The following is a 19,692-nucleotide window of genomic DNA, read 5'->3' as shown; positions in this document are numbered from 1 at the left end:
TACCTCCATGAAGGCGGCGAAACTGACTTATCGCCACATTAGGAGCAGCGCACGGGGCTCGCCCGTCACGCTGCGCCATCGGGGACGCCGTCCCCGCCCGGAGGACTCTGAGGCAGCGTCAGCGTGGCCACCGCCCCGCCGTCCGGCGCGTTCGCGAACGTCAGCCGCGCGCCCAGCACCTCCGCCTGGCCCACCGCGATGGTCAGCCCCAGCCCGTGCCCCCTCGCGCCGCCCTCCGTGCGGAACCGCTGCGGCCCGTGCGCCACGAGGTACCCCGGATAGCCCTCCCCGTGGTCCCGGACGGTCACCACGGGACCGTCCACCGACAGCTCCACCGGAGCCCGGCCGTGCCGGTGCGCGTTGGCGACGAGGTTGCCCAGCACCCGCTCCAGCCGCCGCCGGTCGGTCTCCACGCGCGCGTCCCGGACCACCCTGACCTCGGTGCGCGCCCCCGACGCCCGCACCACCCGCCCGGCCAGCGCGCCCAGTTCCTCCGCGTCCAGCTCCAGCCGCTCCCGCCCGATGTCCAGCCGGGAGATCTCCAGCAGATCCTCGGTGAGCGTGCGCAGCGCCGCCACGCGGTCGCGCACCAGCTCCGTCGGCCGGCCCGGCGGCAGCAGCTCGGCCGCCGCGTGCAGACCGGTGAGCGGGGTGCGCAGCTCGTGCGCGACGTCGGCGGTGAACCGCTGCTCGCTCTGCAGCTTGCCCTGGAGCGAGGACGCCATCGAGTCCAGCGCGACGGCCACGGCGGCCACCTCGTCCTGCGGGCGCGTCGGGTCCTTCGTCCGCGCGTCGTTCACGCGCGCGTCCAGATCGCCGGCGCTGATCCGCCTGGCCACCCGGGCGGTGGTGTGCAGCCGCCGGGTCACCCGGCTCACGGCGAACGCGCCGACCAGCAGCGTCGCCCCGATCGCCGGCACCGACGACCACAGGATCGCGTTGTCCAGCCCCTCGATCGTGCGCGCCTGCTGTTTGTAGTCGACGGCCACGGCCAGCGTCCGCCCGCCGTCGGCCGGGCCCGCCGCCCACATCACCGGGCGGCCCCGGTGGACGGCGACCATCGTGCCGCGCTCCCCGTGCGCCGCGAGCTCCCGCAGTGCCGTGGGCAGGCCCGCCGGGTCCACCCCGGCCCCCGGCCGCAGCGCGTCCCCGGCCTCGTACGCCGCCGTGGCGTCCGTCAGCCGGGACAGCGCGAGGTCGCGGGCCTGCCCCACGGTCTGGTCGGTGACCTGCACGTGCACCAGGACGCCGAGCAGCGCGGCCAGGGCGCAGCACATCACCGTGATGAAGACGGCCGCCTTCACCGCCAGCGTGCCGGCCCACTGGGGGAGCAGGGGTCTCATCGCCCGCTCGCCGAGGAGGACGCGGACGCCGGCGGGGTGACGCCGGGCGCGGGCTGCGTGGAGGGCACGGACGTCGACGGCGAAGCCGACGAGGCGGGCGACTTGTGCGCGCGGGTGCCGGGCGTGTGCTTCGCACCGTCGGACCGCAGCATCTCGTCGTGGGTGAGGAGCATCGCCTTCTGCTCCGGGTCCCAGGTCCACTGGAGCCGGTACTCGTAGTCGGCGAGGTCGGAGGGCGAGCGGATGATCACCGACCGGCCCGCCAGCTCGACCGCGCTGACCGCGTCCTCCCACGCCATCACCCGCACCAGCCGGTCCCGCTCGACGGTGTACACGCGTACGGCGGTCAGGTCGCCCGGCAGCAGCCGGAAGCCGAGGGTCAGCTCAGGGCGGCCGTCGCCGGTGAGGTCGCGGTAGTAGGGCGCGAGGACGGGGCAGTGACTCGCGGCGTCGCTCGCTCCCGCCGCGCGGTCGGCGCAGTCGGCCATCCGGGCGGTGGTCCCGCGGTAGGACGCCGAGTCGCCCTGGTACTCGTCGGGATGCGCGGCGATCTCGGCGCGGACGACGGCGACCGGGTCCACCTCGCGGATGTCGCCGTGGGGCACGGCCACGCCCTTGATCGTCTCGGTGTCCGCCTCGTCTATGGCCCAGGCCGGACTGGACGCCGGCTTCAGCGTCGGCCAGAGCCGGGCCGGGCTGATCGCGGTCGGCGTCGCGCCCGCGCCGCGCAGCCCGCCGGCGTCGCCGCAGGCCGCGGTGACCGACGCCAGCAGGGCGACGGACGCGACGGCGAGAGCGGGACGTCTGAGGGACACGGGGCTCCTGTGATCATGCGGTGATGCCCCGTCCACCTTATTCGTATTATTCGTACGAACGTATGGGAGACCTTCGGGGGGTGCTGACGGTGGGGCCCGCCTCGGGAGGTGCCGCCGGTGCAGCAGAGGGAAGCATCGCCGGCCCAGTCGCGCGAGGTGCCGCCGGAGAAACGATTACTCGGCGAGCTCCTCCAGCAGCCGAGCGGTCGCCAGCCCCACCTTGAGGTACTCGACGAACAGCTCGTTGTGCAGGGCCCACGGCGAGCGCCGCGACCGTATCAGCCGGATCGCCGCATCGGCCGACTCCCCCCGCAGCATCAGGGCGTGCGCGACGACCAGCCCCGACCGGTTGTAGCCGTGCCAGCAGCGGACGAGGACCGTACGCCCGCCGTCCAGCGCCTCGCACGCCGCCTCCGCCAGCCGCATCACCCCGGCGAGCTGGGTGCCGTCCAGCGGCCCGTCGGGGATCGGCCACACCTGGTGCGCGACGCCCGGGTCCGGGCCGTGTCCGGGCAGCCGCAGCAGCGTCTGGACGAGATCGAACTCGTCCCGCGCCACCGCGAACTGCCGTTGCCCGGCACGCCCGCGGAACTCGTGCCCGCCCATCCACAGACCGGGCACGATCTCGTTCCACGCGGCGTCCGGCGAAGGCACTCCGGACTGGTTCCTGCGGGTCCGCAACGACGCCTCCCCAACCTCGCTCCGTCCCGTCACGGGTGACTGCCCCACCCCGCCCGGAGGTATGCGCCTTCTTGCCCCTGAAGCGCCCCTCCTGTTCCCATGGTCATGGGGTGATGGTGCATGAGCGGACTGCGCGTCGTACCGACCTGGCGGCACGGCCGGGAGCGGCTCTACGTCTGCCTGGCCGACGGCCGGAACATCGCCTGGTACGACCGTGAGGCCGGCCGGGTGAACGTCCTCGCCGACGACCGCCGCGAGGACGTCCTGGAGGTGCTCGGCCCCTTCCTGAGCGGCTCGGTCACCGTGGGCCCGCCCCCGGTCCCCACCCCCGCCGAGCTGGCCCGCCTCGCCCTGCCGCCCGACGACGACCTGGCCCCCAACCGTCCCGGCGAGGCCCTGCTCATCGACCTCGACCGCGACCCCGGCCCCGCCCACCGGCTGCGGCCCGACCCGCGCCGGCGCGCGCTCGCCGCCGAGCAGGCCGTCGGCGACGCGCTGGACCGGCTGGACGGCGAGGGCTGGCACACCCTGCACTCCGTTCCGCTGCCCGGCGGCGACCGCATCCACCACCTCGTCATCGGCCCCGGCGGCCTCTTCGCCGTTCACGCGCTGTACGCCCGCCGGCAGCGCGTGCTCGTCGCCGACCCGGAGGTCGCCGTGGGCCGCCGTGACTCGCGGCCCCTGCTGCGCCGCGTCCGCGCCGACGCCGACCGCGCCTCCCACGCCCTGACGGCCGAGGTCCGCCCGGTCCTCGCGCTGGTCGAACCGGCGGACGTCCGCGTCACCACACCCCCGAGACAGGTCCGCGTCCTGACCGCCACGGAACTGCGGAGCCTGACCCGCACCGGCGCGACCCTGAAACCGGCGGACATCGAGGCCCTCCACGCCATGGCCCGGGCCAGACCCACCTGGACCTGAAGCACCCGCACAGCCGCGCACTCGGGGGCAGTCGTGCCGCAGGGCGGCACGGGTGGGCGCGACGGCACGGGTGGGCGCGACGGCACCCCGCCCATGCCGGGCAGTGCACCTGCGGCCCCCGCCATGCCGGGCAGCGCACCTGCGGCCCCCGCCATGCCGGGCAGCGCACCTGCCGCCCCCGCCATGCCGGGCCGCGTGCCTGCGGCCCCCGCCTGCCGGCCCCGCGCCGCCCGGACCGGCCCCCGCTCAGGGCACCTCCGCCGCCCTCGCCTCGAACAGCGGCCCCAGCAGATCCCCGTGCTCACGGACTCGCGCGCTCACGTCCTCCGCCCGGAACACCAGCTCCTCCGGCAGCCCGCACGCCTCCACCTCCTCCCACCCCACCGGCGCGGACACCGTCGGCTCCGCCCGCGCCCGCAACGTGTACGGCGTGGCCGTGGTCTTGCGGGCCGCGTTCTGGCTCCAGTCCACGAACACCTTCCCCGGGCGCAGACTCCGCGTCATCCGGTGCACCACCAGCCGAGGCATCTCCCGCTCCGCCTCCACCGCGAGCCGCTTGGCGTACTCCGTGACCCGTTCGGACGACGCCCCCCGCACCGCCGCCACCAGGTGCAGCCCCTTCGACCCCGACGTCTTGGCGTACGCCTCGATCCCGTCCCGCGCCAGCCGCTCCCGCAGCCACAGCGCGACCTCGCAGCACTCGACCACGGTCGCGGGGGCGCCGGGATCGAGGTCGAAGACGATCCGGTCGGCCTCCCCGGGGTCCTGGATCACCCACTGGGGCGTATGGAACTCGGTGACGAGGTTCGCCGCCCACATCAGGCTCGCCAGGTCCTGCACCAGCACCATCCACGCCGGCCCCTCAGCCCTCGGCACCCGCGCCGTGGCGACCCACTCGGGCGTGCCCGGCGGCACGTTCTTGGCGAAGAACAACTGTCCGTCGGGCCCGTCCGGGTAGCGCAGGAAGGACACCGGCCGGTCGCGCAGATGGGGCAGCAGGACCCCGGCGACCGTGGCGTAGTAGTGCAGGACCTCGCCCTTGGTGAAACCGGTCGCCGGATACAGCACCTTGTCCAGGTTGCTGAGCGCCAGCCGTCGCCCCTCCACCTCTGTGATCGGCGTCATACCATGAGAATCACACGAAAACGGTACATATCGGTACAGGCAGGCGGTGCACCTCGCGCCCGTCAGGAAGGTGCTGCACGTGCGATCCATCTGGAACGGCGCCATCTCCTTCGGACTCGTCAGCATCCCCATCAAGCTGGTGAACGCCACCGAGAGCCACTCCATCTCCTTCCGCCAGATCCACACCGAGGACGGCGGCCGGATCCGCTACCGCAAGGTGTGCGAACTGGAGGACCGCGAGGTGAGCCAGGGCGAGATCGGCAAGGGGTACGAGGACGCGGACGGCACGATCATCCCGATCACCGACGAGGACCTGGCCCACCTGCCCATCCCGACCGCGAAGACGATCGAGATCGTCGCCTTCGTGCCGGCCGACCGGATCGACCCGCTCCAGATGGACGCCTCGTACTACCTCCAGGCGGGCGGCGCCCCGGCCGCCAAGCCGTACACCCTGCTCCGGGAGGCGCTCAAGCGCAGCCACAAGGTGGCGATCGCCAAGTACGCGCTGCGCGGGCGGGAGCGGCTGGGCATGCTCCGCGTGGTCGGCGACGCCATCGCCATGCACGGCCTGCTGTGGCCGGACGAGGTCCGCGCCCCGGAGGGCGTCGCCCCGGACACCTCCGTCACCGTCCGCGACAAGGAACTCGACCTCGCGGACGCGCTGATGGACACCCTCGGCGAGGTCGACCTCGACGACCTGCACGACGAGTACCGCGAGGCGATCGAGGAGGTCGTCGCCGCGAAGGCCGCGGGCGAGACCCCGCCCGAGGCCCCCGCCCCCGCGACCGGCGGACGGGTACTCGACCTGATGGCCGCCCTGGAGAACAGCGTGCGGGCGGCGAAGGAGTCCCGGGGCGAGTCGACCGCGACCGGGAAGGCCGAGGTCAGACACCTGCCGCCGGGGAAGTCGGCCCGTACGGCGCCGAAGCAGACGGGCGGCAAGAAGTCGACGTCGACGGCGAAGAAGACGACGGCGGCCAAGAAGACGGCGGCCGCGAAGCAGACCAAGTCGGCCCAGGCCGCCGGCGGAGCGAAGAAGTCCACGTCGACGGCGAAGAGCACGGCCGCCAAGAAGACGGCGGCGAAGAAGACGACGTCGACGGCGAAGAAGGCGGCGGGCCGCAAACGCACCGCATGACCTGACCCCGTCGGCGGCGGAGGTCACCACCCGAGGTCACGCGGCCTCCTCCAACCCTTGCGCCCGTCCTTGTGCGGTCCGCCCCCGCACCCCCGTCACCCCGCCCCCGGCTTTCAGCACCAGCACCGTCCCCACGGCCAACCCGGCCGCGCCCCACACCGGGAACCTCCCCCCGTACGCGAACCCGTGCCCCGCGAAGTACGTCAACGCCCAGACGCTCAGGCCGAGACCGGCCCAGAGCCGCCAGGCCTGCCGGAACCCGGCGTCGGCGCGAGGCCCGCCGGCCTCCGGTGAGGCCGGCCGGCGGTCCAGTGAGGCCGGCCGGAGCTCCAGTGAGGCCAGCCGGCGCTCCAGGGGGACGAGCAGCCGCACCACGCCCACCAGCACCACCCCCAGCACCAGCAGCCAGGGCCCCCGCCACCCCCACCACGCCGCCGACCCGAAAGCGGGCTGCGGGGCGAGCCCGGTCAGATAGAAGGCGGCGGCGATCACCAGCACCGGCACCATGTGCCACAGGTACAGCGTCATGCTGACGGCCCCCGTCGCCCGCACCGCCCGCCACAGCCGCTCCCGCACCAGCAGCCGCCGCATCACCGGCGCGACGAGCAGACACGCGCCGACCTGCCCGACCGCCCACGCCAGCATGGCCGCCGACGGCGGGTTCGTGTTGCTCGGATCCTGCCCCGTCACCAGGATCAGGCTGACCGGGAACGGACCGAACCCGACGAGCGCGGCGAACGCGGACCACCCCCCGACGGTCATCGCCACTGCCACCCGCCGGCTCCCGCCACCACCCACCAGCCCGTCCCGCAGGCAGAACCCGAGCTGGTAGACCACCCCCCACACGAGCACGTAGTCGAGGGCCCCGACGTACGGCACTCCCGCCGCGAGATCCAGCACCCCGACGAGCAGCGCCAGACCGGCCGTCCCCGCCGGGGCGAGCGCACCCCACCGCAGATGCAGCGCGTACAGCGCCGGAGTCAGCGCGCTGACCAGCAGGTACACCGGCAGGAACCAGAACTGCATGGCCAGCGCCCACCCCACCAGCGCCAGCGTGACCGGATCCACGCCGAGCGCGGCGCACACCGCGACGGCGACGAGCACGAGCCCGCTGTAGACGCCGGTCGGCAGCAGCAGCCGCACCGCCCGCCGCCCCACCCACCCCGCGACGGTGACCCCCCGCTCCCGCGCCCGAGCCCAGGACCCGCCCGCCGCACAGCCACCGGCGAAGAAGAACAGCGGCATGATCTGGAACCCCAGCGTCAGCCACTGGGTCCAGGGCACGGTCGCCAGCAACTCCGGCGCGGTGATCGCCCCGTCCGGCTGCCGGACCAGCCCGGTGATCACCCAGTGCCCGAGCACCACGAGCACGATGGCCCACGCCCGCAGAAAGTCCACGTACCGGTCCCGTTCCATGCCCCGGATGCTCCCCGCTCCCCAACTCCCCGTCACCGGAAAGCCCTTGTCGCAACCAACCCGTGGCCGGGACGACACCGTCGGCGCTCTTTCCTGATTCACGTCACGCAGAGTGTTCGGTCGGCTCTACCCTGTATGCGGCGTGGGGATCCTTCGGACGGAGAGTGAGGGGTCGCGGTGACCTTGTCGGAGCAGGTGGAAAGCGCGGGGACCGAGGAGGCCTACGACGAGGTCGAACAGGTCAACGACCTGAACCGGGCCGTCGGCAAGCAGTTGAGGCTGCTGCGGGAGCGAGCCGGCCTGACCCAGAAGGAGTTGGGCGACCGCCTCGGGTACGGCCCCGACCTGATCTCCGCACTGGAGAGAGGCGTTCGGACGCCTCAACGGGAGTTCCTGGAAGCGGCGGACGAACTCCTCGACGCGGGCGGGCTGTTGAAGGCGCTGATCGAGGACGTGGAGCGGGCCAAGGCGAAGGCGAGGGTCCGGCATCCGGCATGGTTCAAGGACTACGCGCGGCTGGAGCGCAGCGCGGTCGAGATCAACTTCTACAACAACCATGACGTTCCTGGTCTGTTGCAGACCGAGCGACGAACCCGAGCGCTGTACGTGATGCGCAAGCCGGTGCTGGACCAGGACACCGTCGAGCAGCGCGTGGCCTCCCGGGTGGACCGGCAGGAGATCCTGACCCGCTGGCCCCTCCCCATGGTGACCGCGGTGATCGAGGAGGTGGTGCTGCGACGCCCCCTCGGCGGCTGGGACATCCACCGGGAACAACTGGAGCATCTGCTCAAGCTCGGCCGGCTGCCCAGCGTGGAGCTCCAGGTGATGCCCTCGGAACGGAGTGAACACGCGGGAATGGGCGGGCCGTTCGTGCTGCTGACGCCCAAAGGGAAGCCCCAGGTCGGGTACACCGAGGCGCAGAGCAGCAGTAATCTCATCACGGACCCCGAGGAGGTGCGGATGCTTGCCGCGCGGTACGGGAGCATCAGGGCCCAGGCGCTTACGATGCAGGAGTCCCTTGTCCTGATCGAGAGCTTGCTGGGAGAACGATGAGCACCGCTGAGCCCGCACCCCACGCCTGGTTCAAGAGCAGCTACAGCGGCAACGAGGGCGGCGAGTGCCTGGAGGCCGCTGCCACGCCCGGCACAGTCCACATCCGCGACTCCAAGGCCCCCGCCCGCGCTCAACTCGCCTTCTCCGAGGCCGGATGGGCCGCGTTCGTGACGTACACGGCCCGCCGGGACTGACCGCCGCCCATGGACGACAACGTGTACGTCGGCAACGCCGGCAAGGACGCCGCGCTCGACCGGGGTTGGCTGCTCGGGCACTTCAAGCCGGACGGCGATCCCCGGCACAGCGACGACCTCGAGATCAAGTGGGGCGTCCACCCGCGGGGCGACCGGCGTGCGCAGTGGGTCCGGGGCGAGGAGCGCACCGCGCTGCAGGTGCTGATCAGCGGCCGGTTCCGGGTCGAGTTCCCGGGACGCAGCGTGGTGCTGGAGGAGCAGGGCGACTACGTCGTCTGGGGCCGCGGAGTGGACCACTCCTGGGTCGCCGAGGAAGAGTCGGTGGTGCTGACCGTGCGCTGGCCGTCCGTCCCGGGCTACGCGGTGCCGCAGGAACGCCCCGAGGAGTGACGGGATCGCCCGCGTACGACCGGTACGCGGGCGAAGCACGCCCCCGACACGGGATCGGTCCCGCTCACGTGTCCTCTTCGGCGCTGTCGTCCTTGCCGGCGCCGGGCCGGTCGCCGCGGTGCCGGCTGCCGGGGAGCATCTCCTGCAGCTTGGCCTTGATGCCCTGCCGGACCATTCCCGCGCGGTCGCTGTCGCCCTGGAGGATCGCCGAGGCGGCGGCCTCGATCTGGTCCAGGGAGGCGTGCGGCGGGATCGGCGGGACGGCGGGGTCGGTGCGGAAGTCGATGACGAAGGGCCGGTCCGCCGACAGGGCCCGGTCCCAGGCCGCCTCGACGCCCTCGGGCTTCTCCACGCGCACGCCGTCCAGGCCCATGCGCTGGGCGATCTCGGCGTAGGGAAGGTCGGGGATGTGCTGGGACTCCTCGAACTGCGGCGCGCCCGACATGGCCCGCATCTCCCAGGTGACCTGGTTGAGGTCCTGGTTGTTCAGCACCGCGACGACGAGCCGCGGATCGGACCACTCACGCCAGTACTTGGCGGCCGTGATCATCTCCATCATGCCGTTCATCTGCATGGCGCCGTCGCCGACGAGGGCGATGGCCGGCCGGTCCGGATGCGCGAACTTCGCGCCGATCGCGTACGGCACACCGGGCCCCATCGTCGCCAGCGTCCCGGAGAGCGAACCGCGCATCCGGCCGCGCAGGCGCAGGTGCCTGGCGTACCAGTTGGCGGAGGAGCCGGAGTCGGCGGCGATGATGGCGTCGTCGGGCAGCTTGCCGTCGAGGGCGTGCACCACGTACTCGGGATTGACCGGGTCGGCGTCCACGGCCGCCCGCCGCTGCATGACCTCCCACCAGCGGGAGACGTTCTTCTCGACCTTCTCCCGCCAGGCCCGGTTCTCCTTGCGGCGCAGCAGGGGCAGCAGCCGGCGCAGCGTCTCGCGGGAGTCGCCGACGAGGTTCACCTCGAACGGGTAGCGCAGGCCGATCATGTGCGGGTCGATGTCGATCTGCACGGCGCGCGCCTGGTCCAGCTCCGGCAGGAACTGCGTGTACGGGAAGCTGGAGCCGATCATCAGCAGCGTGTCGCAGTCCTGCATCAGCTCGTACGAGGGGCGCGTGCCCAGCAGCCCGATGGACCCGGTGACGTAGGGCAGGTCGTCGGGGAGGACGTCCTTGCCCAGCAGGGCTTTGGCCACACCGGCGCCGAGCACGTCGGCGAGCTGCTCGACCTCGGCGCGGGCACCGCGCGCGCCCTGCCCGACGAGCACGGCGACCTTCTCGCCGGCGTTCAGCACCTCGGCGGCCCGCTGGACGTCCTCGTCGGCGGGCACGGGCGCGTAGCGGCCCAGCCCGAGGCTGGAGGGCACCATCTTGAAGGCGTGCGTGGGCGGGCTGTAGTCCAGCTCCTGCACATCGGCGGGGAGGATGATCGCGGTGACGGTGCGCTTGGCGTACGCGGTGCGGAAGGCGCGGTCGATCAGGTTGGGCAGCTGCTCCGGCACCATCGCCGTCTCGCAGAAGTCGGAGGCGACGTCCTTGTAGAGGCTGTGCAGATCGACTTCCTGCTGGTAGGAGCCGCCCATGGCGCTGCGGGCGGTCTGCCCGACCAGCGCGACGACGGGGACGTGGTCGAGCTTGGCGTCGTAGAGCCCGTTGAGCAGATGAATGGCCCCGGGTCCGGAGGTGGCGGCGCACACCCCGACCTTCCCGGAGAACTTGGCGTACCCCACCGCCTGGAAGGCGGCCATCTCCTCGTGCCGGGCCTGCACGAACCGCGGCTGGTTGTCGGCCCGCCCCCATGCGGCGAGCAGCCCGTTGATGCCGTCACCCGCGTAGCCGAACACATGCTCGACATCCCACTCACGCAACCGCTGCAGCACGTAGTCGGACACCTTCACGCTTCCCATAAGCCACTCCACTCCGACCTCGACCACCCCCGCACGAGGCTTTCTGGGTAACCGTGGGGGGCGGGGGGAAACGTCGGGGGCGGGGCGTGAGCGGGGGAACGGCGGCGACCGGAGTGCGTACGGTCGAGCGAGTCCGTCCAGGGAGTCCCGGGAGCTACCACGTCGCCGTCGTGGCGAGGTAGAGCTCATCCACGACGGAACGATTCAGCGGCGCACTCGCCGGTATGTGCAGCGGTGAGTCCTCCAGCGCTCTGTACTCCGCATACCCCAGCAGAGCGGGGGCGACGGCGACCACAAGGTCTGGCCCGATGGCCAGCAGCCCGGAGTCGAAGAGGCGGTGCACATCGGCCCGCAGCAGTAGCCCCTCGTCGACACGGTGCTGCTCAGTGGCGGCGAACGGCCGAAGATGGGCTGCTTCCAGCACTTCCGCCGGGGCAGGCCCGGACACGGCGCACACCAACCCGTACTCATGGATCAGGGCCCGGCGAAACGCATCCTGCCCCCGCCGCACGGCCGCGACCGCTCTCCGTCGCCCTCCGGCCGGCGCGAGGGAGCGTCGGCGCGCGGAACGGGCCGCGAGGTGCCTCTCGGGCAACCGGACGCCACGAGCTGCCACCGCCGCGAGCGTGCCGGCCCGGTCCATCGCCTTGATCGACTGCTGATCCGACTTGCTGAGGGTGATCTCCGTGAGGGCATCCTTGTCCAGACAGCCTTCGAGCGGCTGCCACGTGCCGCCGTAGTGCGCCCGGTAGGTGGTCACCTGGATGACCTCCGTACGCGGCTCGTCGAAAGCATTCCGACAAGGACTGCACCAGTAACGCACCGCCGCCGTTGTGCGCTCCTTGAAGCCGGTGTTCCCGCAGTAAGGGCACCGATTGCGTACCTTCTCCTGCCCCGGCAGCACGTCCAACTGCTCTATGCGCCCGATCCCGAGAGCCTCGTCACGATTCCTCACGATCACCAGGTCACCCACGGCAACCCGCCGGTGGTTACCCACGGTTGAGTCATAGCTGTACGACTCCTCCGCGACGTCCTCGTACCCGGCGTTGCCCTGAAACTGACGCACTGCATCATCCGCGATCAGCAACGACCAGACTCCGTAGTTGACTTGCCCTGATGCGATCTCCATCCGCTCCACAACGGAAGGATATGGGCACGCTGTTGGCCTGTGTGCTCGGCGCGTGCCCCTCGTGCACCCTTCAACTTTGAGCCTCATGGCTCGAACCGCGCTCTACCTGCATCGGACCGGCCAGGTCACTGTCGAGAAAGACCGATCCGACGGCCGGCTGGGTGGGGAGCGCTTGGGGGTGGCCGATGGCCTACGTTCCGATCCTGAAAGGAAAGGCGGGGGAGTTTCTGGCGCTGGGACACGCCTCGCCGGCGGTCCAGGCTCAGATCCGCCCGGTCATGGAGATCGTTCCTGATTTCGAGCTCCGGGACCTACTGGAAACCTTTTGCGAGCACGCCATGGACCACGTGCCGAACGGCATGGTCCTGACGGTGGACTGTGGCGCATTGCCCTTCGTCCGTGTACTCGAAGGAGACACGGGAGGCCCCGTGGCGCGAGTCAGCGAATCGCTGAGCCTTCGCGGCATTGCCATGTGCCCGGTCTTCAGGGTCGCTGATCACCCAGCCTTGCTGGCCGAAGTGGCCAAGGCAGCAGCAGTGCACCGGCGAGGAGCATGCCTGCGCTTCTCCACGGCCGTCGACCGAAGCGACCGGATCCCGGACGGAGAGCACGTACGCGACGTGCTTCAAGTGCTCCAGCTGGAGCCGCAGGAGGTCGACTTGCTGGTTGACGCCGGCCCGGTGCACTCGGGTCGTACACGGGATGCCATGGCCGCACGGATTGCCGAAGTCCTGAACAGCCTTTCCCGCTGGCCGTGGCGGCACCTTTGCGTTGCGGCCGGCGCGTTCCCCGTCAACCTGACAGGCTTCCCGCGAGGCACGGCCACACCTGTTGTGAGGGAAGACGCGAATCTGTGGAGGGAGGTCGTCAGGAAGTGGCGAGGGCCGCGATCGCCTGACTTCGGCGACTTCGGGGTCACCTACGCACGCTTTCTGCCCAAGAGTCGTGGGACACCGGACCCCAACATGCGCTACACGACGGCGTCGGAATGGCAGGTCTTCGTGTATCCGCGGCAACAGCGAGGCAATGACGACTTCTTCGTTCTCAGCCAGGACCTGGTCAACTCGCCCTATTGGCCCGTCACGGGAGCCGCAACGTCGTGGGGTGACGCCCGCCTCCAGGAATGCGCCCAGAGAAAGCGCCAGAAGGCGGGTGGAGGCACGGAGTGGCGGGCCTGGGCGACGTCGCATCATCTAGCCGTCGTGACGTCTCACCTCACCGCCACGGGCCATCCGTAGCGCTCAGATGGAGGCGCAGCTTGCCCGACGCGTCACGGACGCGACCCGGTCCCTGCGCGGAAGCTCGAAGGACGCTGTCAGACCTTGATCACTGTGGCGCGCCCGCCGCACAGAGCGGCGATGTCCTCAGGATCGGAGGTGAGGACCGTGACGGGGCCGGGTGCGGTGAGGGCGGTGGCGCTGAGCATGGCGTCGACGGCGTACTTGTGCCCGTGCAGGCCGGCGTCGGCGAGGAGGGCTGCGGCGTGACGGGCAATCGGCTCGGTGACCGGTTCGACCACCAGGCGGGAAAGGGTCCATTCCAGGGCCGGGCGGTTGATCCGGGGATGAACCACTTCTACAAGGGTGGCCGCCGAAGTGATCACGCGCAGATCATCGGCGCGTGCCAGGGCAAGCCAGCCGGTCACTGTGCGGTCACGCAGGACAGCCTTGGCCAGCCCTTCGCTGTCGAGGACCAGGGTGCCGCCGGGGATGGCGACGGAACGGCTCACGCTGCGTTCGCTCCGCCCTGCGTCTGCTTCTCGCGTGCCTGGTGGAGCTGATCCCGCAGGGACTGGATCTCTTCGTCCGTGATGGGCCCGTGCTCGGCCTCGGCCACCTGGATCAGCTCATTGAGGTTGTCCCGTTCGACCTGTCGGGCCACGGCCGCGGCCACATAGGCGGACAGGCCGGAGGGTCCGCTGCGCGCCTTGGCGGCTTCGGCGATGTCGCGCGGCATGGTGATCGAATACTTGCCGGTAGGCTCGCTCATGCCACTAATCCTACCGCTCATCCTCCCTGCGTGGCGGGATTCACGCACTCTGCCTCTTACGCGCCAGTTCCCCCCGCCAAAGCCTCCGTGGCCCTTGGAGCTCCCCAGGGGCCTCGCCGTTTGCGCCTCCGGCCAGGGTGATGTGCTCAGCCCACCCACTTGGTGATCCGCGTACGGCCGCTCCGCTGCCCCACCTGCACATACGCGAAGACCCCGGCTCCAGCGCTTCCGCTGGTGACGGGGTCTTTAGGCACCTGATTCAAGGTGCCCCCGGCAGGATTCGAACCTGCGCACACGGCTCCGGAGGGGGCCTGTCTTCCCGCTAACAGTGCAGGTCATGGCGTTGCCAAGGTGGATTTGAGCGGATCACGTCCACAGGTAGTCCACGCCCGCTGAAGCGGATCCCCGAGAGAGAAGCTGACACCCCCGCAGCGTTCCGAGCCATCAGCTCGACTCGCTTCAGATGTCACCTGGCCATCGTCACCCAGTTGTCAATCAACAACTGCCGTCCCACGCTGAGGCCATCGGACGGCGGACAAGGCACTGGTCTCCATGCTTCGGAACTCGGCCTGCGGCTCTACGGGCTACCAGGAGAGCGACGACTCCTGTCAGCAATACAAAGTTCCTAGCCTCTCGAAAAGGTCCTCAATCTCGCTCACCTGCTGAACAGCTAATGCTGCGGCAGCATCCTCGGCTCTAACAAGGTTGAGACGCAGTAGCCTCCCATCCTGTCCCTTCGCTACTGCATCGATCCGGGCATACTTTTCTCCGTGCTGCTGGGCGTACGCAGCCAAGGCACGAAGCTTGTCAACCCCGTCCGCAAGGTGGGTTCCGTGCGGGTCAACGATGGAAACCGATAGTTCGCCACCAGAGCTCCGGTGAAAGAAAATAAAGTCAGGGTAGACTGCGTTTTTTGCAGCGTCGACGTAGGGGACTCGCAATGCGCGCCTTCCAGATGACGGATTGCGATACCATCCCACCAATTCTGGGTCCGCCAGTTCAGCGTCCAGGATTTCTCGTTCCCATCCATTCACTGTGTGGGGATAGAGGCCATCAGCCTTACCCGCGTAGAGATGAAGTGGGTCACTAGATGCGTTCTCTGACGGCCGAGCAGTCACTGCATCTGGAAGAATCAAGCGTGTTTCTTCCGCGCTCGCAGACTGTTCCCTCAGTTCGTCGTACTCTGCCCGTCGTGCGGCGTGTAGAGCGTCGATGCGGCGTCGGTACTTGCGATCCAACTCTCGCACGTAAGTTGCTGCCGTGGACTCGACCGCACTAAGCGCATCTGGGTCCTTCGTGAGCGCGATAATTTCGCCCTTAGCTGTTGTGAGGTCGCGATGACTTTCGTAGCCACGGGCTAGGTACTCGTCTGCGATCTGGTCAGGCCAAAGGCGAGAAGCCCTGCGGTACTCCCGCTCCACTCCTCGGGGATCGAGGGGCACTGCATCGCCCTCGATAACCTTGGTCTGACCTGTCGTGAGGTCGTGCGTGGTTGCAGTCATGCGCACTGTGGTCGTCGCTCTGATTACCCGGTCAAGCTCTCCGGTTGCCCGCAACGATTCGATACGGCCCGCCATGGCGCCCAACATCACCTCGTTGGCCTGCATGGGAGCATCTTCGTCTATGGCGTCATAGGCAAGAAGGTGCGCAAGCTTACGCAGGCGCGTGATGTTTGAGCGGCTTCGCTGCGCCGGCTTGGTGTACGTGGGCAGATCGGTAACCGTCTCCCAGATTTCCTCGGACACTGCCTGGTTCCGTGGACACGTGATCAGAGATGTAACCGCCTCGGATGCACCGACATCTTCAGACTGCGCACCCTCGTGGAAGGCCGCGGCCACAGCTTCAACCTGCTTTGTATCGAAGTACGGCAGGAAGACAGCAACAGTATTCAGCGTCTCATCATCGTCGATTCGTCGAGCAAGTGGAGTTCGTACCATGCGCCCCAAAAGTTGGGCGATATACGTCGCATCGCGCGCGGTCCGAAATGACAACAGAACTTCGGCTCGGGGGCAGTCCCAGCCTGTAGTGATCGCTTCTTTGCAGAGCACGACACGGGCTCTGCGGTCATCCTGGACAGCATGCGGTTCCACGTAACGTACGGCAGCCCCGCTTGAAAGCGCAATATGGCCGTGCGCGACGCCGTCCCATTCGCCGAAGGTGTGAACGATGCTGTCTGTCGTCAAGCCAGGCCAAGCATCTTTAAGGGAAGCTACTAGGTCGCTGACTTCTTTAGTCGCCACCTTTGCCTTGACCTGGACCACGAGGATCGGTATCGGGGCTTCTTCGTCATTCGACTCCGCGTAGGTCGCCCATTTAGCTTCGTATTCGCGCACGGCACGGACCGCTTCCACGGTGAGAGCGGTGTCCGCGGCTGGGCCCCCCTGGGGATTGTGTAGGACGATGATGTCCTTCACCAGACCGGACGCACGCACGTCAGCTACGTCGACACTTACACCTCGCTGAACGCGTGCGGGTTTCCGTGCGGCGGCCATCGCTTGCTGAAACTTTTCTGGAGTAGCCGTAATCCCCCACACGACGGGTGCCGCGGCTCTTTGCCGATCTGGGTCCCCGGAAATGATCCGGCTGATGATCGTTGGACGATCTGAGCCATTGCCCGTGCCGCGATGGGCCTCGTCAATCACGACTAAGAATCGACCGCCACGGCTACGCGACGTATTGCTTATCGTGTCCCATAGCGACCATCGTCGCCGGTCTGTTCTACTCTGCTCATAGAGGGAACCGCGACGCAGTTTCTGGATGTTCAGAAACGATACGGTATTGGGCGGAAGGAACTCGGAATCGAAAGCCCCATCAATCGTGAGCAGCTGAGGGCCGGCGTGCAGAAGGGACGAAGCGGAGTACATCTTGCGAAGCGTCTGTATGTTCAGCGAAGGGTCGTCGGTTACCCAGAGCACCGTAGCGCCGTCGAGTGCTGGCCTGCCACTCTCAGGGTCACCATGAAAGAGACGCTCAACGACTGCTGTCGCGATTACCGTCTTACCTGCTCCGGTGGGAGCCACTAGGGAGACCGACTGATGCTCGCCTGACTTCTTGTACTCTTCGTTAGCCCGGTCAAGTGCAGTGAGCAGTTCGCCGGCAGCTGCCTCTTGGTAGTCCTTGAGTGCGTATTTCACGCTGCCTCCTCTTCTGCTACATCGACGGTGCCAATCTCAAAGCTCGTTAGGTAATCATCCCAGAGATGTACCGCTTCCACCCCGGTCGGAAGTTCCGCAGCCACTTGTGCGAAAACTGCAGCCGATCGACTGACTATGAAGGCATGTCTCACGTCGCGCCGACTTTGGATGGATCGCACAAAGGATCTCGCCCTACTTGCGTTGAAGAGCACCCCGTACGTTGCACCCTCCGGAAGGGCCCACCCTGTCGCATCTACGCGGTCGATCCGGGAGCCGGTAGCGCCAGCCTTTAGCCAGAGCAGAGGGGCAATAGCCTCAAAAGCGAGACCAAGACTTACAGAGTCCCGATCCAGGTACGCCAGGCGGAAAAACTCGACGTTTTCATGGAATCCATCGGCCATGGGGGTACCATCCAGGTACGCTCCTGGTACGGGCCTATTTTGTGGGTTGCGTCCGGTGATAGCGGCTCGGACCCTAGGCCACGTAATATGTTCAGCGATTCCTTGCTCTTCCCAACCCGGGTCGCCAGGCACGTGACCAGCCGCGCGTAGAGCCGTTGCCTGTTCCGGGCCTACTTCATTGTTAGTCACCAGGATGAAGCGCCGGCGCCCGCCGTCCTCTGCATTCAACTTGGCAACCGCATGTCCCGTGGTACCGGAGCCCGCAAAGAAGTCGAGTACTACAGCGTCCGGCTTGTCTCCTACCGCGATACGCAGTGCATCGACTACAGCGTAGAGAGATTTTGGAAAGGGGAATGGGCGCCCGGTAAGTGCCTTTACGAGTTCCGTGCCGTGCTTCCCCGCAGCATGGGAAAGACGGTTCCAGACAGTTTTGGCTGTCCGGATGCGCGGGGTTCCATTGTATTCAACCTGCACGACCCCGTTCGCATCCCGGCCGGTCAGGATGAGTTCGCCAGTGTCTATCATGTTGGCTAGGCGATCAGGGAGATACAGGACTGACCACCGGTCGCGCTTGGCGTTGTACTGGCCAACACGAACATGGCCAGCCTCTAGTTTCCGGAGGAAAGATTCGCGGCGCATTCGCCAAATGCCTTCCCTCCCGTCCGTCTTCAGCGGCCATAGCAGGATGACTCCAGGTGGAGCCGGGACGGTGCGCCAGTCCTCGTCGGGTGCTAGCGGTTCTCCCGCCCCTACTATGTGACGCTTTTTGGGGTCCAAATACAGAGGATAGAACCACGTCGGAACATCGACACGCGATGAATTCGAGTTGACTCCGCCACGCAACAGCCACTCCCAACGCACCTTCTTCTCCGATTTTTCGATGTCGGAGATAGGCTGTTCGGGCTCCCGTCCCTGTTCACCCAAGAGGTCATCGGCTACACGTGAGGGAACTGCGTTACCTATGAAGACGAAGAAGGCGAATTCCTCAACCCGTGACAGTTCAGATGCCCGTGGTGAGCCGTTAGGGTTCATGACGATGGTGACCATCTGCCGTACAGCAGTCGGGAAGATCTGCTCCAAGAGGCACCCGAGGTGGTGAACCTCCTTAGCGTCGATCGTAACCACCAGCACCGAAGACTCGGGGTTCAGTAGATCTCTGGCGAGGAGCAGGCGGCGTTCCATGAATGCAAGCCACTTGCTGTGACGGTAGCCATCCTGGCCGTCTACGTAATCGTTGTTGTAGCGCCAGTCGCGAGCCCCCGTGTTGTATGGGGGGTCGATATATATGCAGTCGACCTTCTCACGATGCGTGTACCTTAGCGTTTCCAGGGCATGGTGGTTCTCGGCATTGATGACCGCGCTCCAAGCGCCCTCGGGGGAACCATTCTCGACGCGGGCTACGGACTGGAGTCCCGGATACAGTGGTTCACCAAAGACGGCGACCGGCATCAGGTCCCCGACAGGTACAGCTAATGTGGTTTCGCTACTGCTCGACTCGGTGATGTATGCAGTCTCACCTTGAACTGCTGTTACCTGCCAAATACCCTCATCTGCAGGCCGATCACGCCGCATCACTCGGGCTCCAGCCACGACCGGCGTACCAGGGAGCGCGGTGTGCTCGGGCATGTGCCTTTCAAAGAAGATGCCGAACTGTTGCCGGTCCCGGATGCGTGCTAGTTCCGCCCGTATGACCTGCGCTGCGTCCTGGTCGCCGAGATTGCTTAAGACATCATCGATGTAGGCCATCCTGGCCGGCCCCCTGTAGGTCCTGCTCGTGCTGTCGATCACTGGCGTGAGGGACCGTCATATCATCCTAGGGGCACCTTTGTTGAGTCGCTGCGCGCTTCTCGTCCCTGCGCCAGGCGTACGGCAGGCGGTGCTGGCTGCAACGCTCGGCATCGTTCCGCTCATGTGTCAGGCTCGTGACGTGCGGCGATGCGTGGGGCTTGAGCTAGTGGAGCTCCGACCCGCCTCTCGGCATGGGGAAGCGCTGCAAGCTGGACGAGCCGTGACTCTCCGTCCCTCTGGTAGCTGTGTACCGCACGGGTCTGGCCCAC

The 19,692-nt window shown here is 68.1% G+C and carries 17 protein-coding genes; 6 read left to right on the top strand and 11 right to left on the bottom strand.

Annotated elements, in window-relative coordinates:
- Window positions 1-65 precede the first annotated feature (65 nt).
- The 3 genes from ACIOC0_RS33185 to ACIOC0_RS33175 form a co-directional block, all read right to left on the bottom strand.
- Window positions 66-1,343, bottom strand: coding sequence for an ATP-binding protein (locus ACIOC0_RS33185; protein WP_402159425.1), 1,278 nt, complete (start codon window positions 1,341-1,343; stop codon window positions 66-68).
- Window positions 1,340-2,158: a hypothetical protein gene (locus ACIOC0_RS33180; RefSeq protein WP_402159424.1), complete on the bottom strand. Its 819-nt coding sequence runs from the start codon at window positions 2,156-2,158 to the stop codon at window positions 1,340-1,342. The genes ACIOC0_RS33185 and ACIOC0_RS33180 overlap by 4 nt, the downstream gene beginning before the upstream one ends.
- A 174-nt stretch (window positions 2,159-2,332) precedes the next feature.
- Complete coding sequence (locus ACIOC0_RS33175; RefSeq protein ID WP_402159423.1) at window positions 2,333-2,839, bottom strand: protein phosphatase; 507 nt, start codon at window positions 2,837-2,839, stop codon at window positions 2,333-2,335.
- 120 nt (window positions 2,840-2,959) lie between these two features.
- Between ACIOC0_RS33175 and ACIOC0_RS33170 the strand changes: the two genes are divergently transcribed.
- A complete protein-coding gene (locus ACIOC0_RS33170) occupies window positions 2,960-3,757 on the top strand; it encodes a nuclease-related domain-containing protein (RefSeq protein WP_402159422.1) in 798 nt (265 codons plus the stop codon).
- Window positions 3,758-4,003: 246 nt separating this feature from the next.
- On the opposite strand, the gene ligD is transcribed toward ACIOC0_RS33170, so the two are convergent.
- A complete protein-coding gene (gene ligD, locus ACIOC0_RS33165) occupies window positions 4,004-4,882 on the bottom strand; it encodes a non-homologous end-joining DNA ligase (RefSeq protein ID WP_402159421.1) in 879 nt (292 codons plus the stop codon).
- A gap of 79 nt (window positions 4,883-4,961) precedes the next feature.
- On the opposite strand from ligD, the gene ACIOC0_RS33160 reads away from it, so the two are divergent.
- Complete coding sequence (locus ACIOC0_RS33160; RefSeq protein WP_402159420.1) at window positions 4,962-6,020, top strand: Ku protein; 1,059 nt, start codon at window positions 4,962-4,964, stop codon at window positions 6,018-6,020.
- A 36-nt stretch (window positions 6,021-6,056) separates the two neighbouring features.
- Here the strand turns inward: ACIOC0_RS33160 and ACIOC0_RS33155 are convergent, their stop codons facing one another.
- Window positions 6,057-7,436: an acyltransferase family protein gene (locus tag ACIOC0_RS33155; protein WP_402159419.1), complete on the bottom strand. Its 1,380-nt coding sequence runs from the start codon at window positions 7,434-7,436 to the stop codon at window positions 6,057-6,059.
- 183 nt (window positions 7,437-7,619) lie between these two features.
- Between ACIOC0_RS33155 and ACIOC0_RS33150 the strand changes: the two genes are divergently transcribed.
- The 3 genes from ACIOC0_RS33150 to ACIOC0_RS33140 are packed head-to-tail and all read left to right on the top strand — an operon-like array spanning window position 7,620 to window position 9,073.
- The gene (locus tag ACIOC0_RS33150; protein ID WP_402159686.1) at window positions 7,620-8,489 is read left to right on the top strand and encodes a helix-turn-helix domain-containing protein; all 870 of its coding nucleotides are present in this window, start codon (window positions 7,620-7,622) and stop codon (window positions 8,487-8,489) included.
- Window positions 8,486-8,683 (top strand): DUF397 domain-containing protein, encoded by a 198-nt coding sequence (locus ACIOC0_RS33145; RefSeq protein ID WP_402159418.1) that lies wholly within the window; start codon window positions 8,486-8,488, stop codon window positions 8,681-8,683. The genes ACIOC0_RS33150 and ACIOC0_RS33145 overlap by 4 nt, the downstream gene beginning before the upstream one ends.
- Before the next feature lie 9 nt (window positions 8,684-8,692).
- Window positions 8,693-9,073, top strand: coding sequence for a signal peptidase I (locus tag ACIOC0_RS33140; protein ID WP_402159417.1), 381 nt, complete (start codon window positions 8,693-8,695; stop codon window positions 9,071-9,073).
- 64 nt (window positions 9,074-9,137) lie between these two features.
- Here the strand turns inward: ACIOC0_RS33140 and ACIOC0_RS33135 are convergent, their stop codons facing one another.
- Both ACIOC0_RS33135 and ACIOC0_RS33130 read right to left on the bottom strand, forming a co-directional pair.
- Window positions 9,138-10,982, bottom strand: a complete 1,845-nt coding sequence (locus ACIOC0_RS33135; protein WP_402159416.1) for a thiamine pyrophosphate-requiring protein — start codon at window positions 10,980-10,982, stop codon at window positions 9,138-9,140.
- 154 nt (window positions 10,983-11,136) lie between these two features.
- Window positions 11,137-12,111: an HNH endonuclease gene (locus tag ACIOC0_RS33130; protein WP_402159684.1), complete on the bottom strand. Its 975-nt coding sequence runs from the start codon at window positions 12,109-12,111 to the stop codon at window positions 11,137-11,139.
- Window positions 12,112-12,296: 185 nt separating this feature from the next.
- On the opposite strand from ACIOC0_RS33130, the gene ACIOC0_RS33125 reads away from it, so the two are divergent.
- On the top strand, window positions 12,297-13,349 hold the full coding sequence (locus ACIOC0_RS33125; RefSeq protein ID WP_402159415.1) for a hypothetical protein: 1,053 nt from the start codon (window positions 12,297-12,299) through the stop codon (window positions 13,347-13,349).
- Window positions 13,350-13,426: 77 nt separating this feature from the next.
- Here ACIOC0_RS33125 and ACIOC0_RS33120 read toward each other — a convergent pair whose 3' ends face one another.
- From ACIOC0_RS33120 to ACIOC0_RS33105, 4 genes are all read right to left on the bottom strand, one after another.
- Window positions 13,427-13,840, bottom strand: coding sequence for a PIN domain-containing protein (locus ACIOC0_RS33120; RefSeq protein WP_402159414.1), 414 nt, complete (start codon window positions 13,838-13,840; stop codon window positions 13,427-13,429).
- Window positions 13,837-14,100 carry a CopG family transcriptional regulator gene (locus ACIOC0_RS33115; RefSeq protein ID WP_402159413.1) on the bottom strand — a complete coding sequence of 88 codons (264 nt, stop codon included), beginning with the start codon at window positions 14,098-14,100 and terminating at the stop codon, window positions 13,837-13,839. Before ACIOC0_RS33115 ends, ACIOC0_RS33120 begins: the two co-directional genes overlap by 4 nt.
- Before the next feature lie 608 nt (window positions 14,101-14,708).
- Entirely contained in the window at window positions 14,709-17,234 is a 2,526-nt protein-coding gene (locus ACIOC0_RS33110) for a DEAD/DEAH box helicase (RefSeq protein WP_402159412.1), read from the bottom strand.
- A complete protein-coding gene (locus ACIOC0_RS33105; RefSeq protein WP_402159411.1) occupies window positions 17,231-19,381 on the bottom strand; it encodes a DNA methyltransferase in 2,151 nt (716 codons plus the stop codon). Before ACIOC0_RS33105 ends, ACIOC0_RS33110 begins: the two co-directional genes overlap by 4 nt.
- Between the last annotated feature and the right edge of the window lie 311 nt (window positions 19,382-19,692).

The organism is Streptomyces sp. NPDC088254 (genome assembly GCF_044740925.1).
In the GTDB taxonomy this organism is placed as follows: Bacteria; Actinomycetota; Actinomycetes; order Streptomycetales; family Streptomycetaceae; genus Streptomyces.
The sequence above is the reverse complement of the archived record's forward strand: the minus strand, read 5'-3'. Positions and strand labels throughout refer to the sequence as shown.